The sequence below is a fragment of the Paraburkholderia sp. SIMBA_053 genome, from assembly GCF_046534895.1.
GTDB classification, from domain to species: Bacteria; Pseudomonadota; Gammaproteobacteria; order Burkholderiales; family Burkholderiaceae; genus Paraburkholderia; species Paraburkholderia caledonica.
In genome coordinates, this window is record NZ_JAWRXU010000541.1 from 1 (window position 1) to 278 (window position 278).

General features: G+C 64.7%; 1 pseudogene. It reads right to left on the minus strand.

Features of this window, described 5'->3' with window-relative positions:
• Positions 1–278, minus strand: a pseudogene (locus SB753_RS36775) (IS30 family transposase); the annotation flags it as partial.

Sequence of the window (278 nt, forward strand, 5' to 3'; positions counted from 1 at the left end):
CGCGTGCTACGCCCCTGTCTGAGCAGCGCAACCAGTTCACGCCGCAATGCGCCACGTGGCGCAGCATAGATGGCGTGGTAGATCGTTTCGTGCGAGACGTTCAAGGCGGGTTCTTCGGGATGCACACGTTCGAGTTGGGCGCACACCTGCTCAGGCGAGAGGCCCGCCTCCAGGTATTGACGTACCTCGGGCCACAATGTTCCGTCAGGATGCAGCTTGCGCTCACAGCGCGGCTTGCGCCGCAGCCTTGCCGCCCGGCGGCCCGCATTCGCTGCATT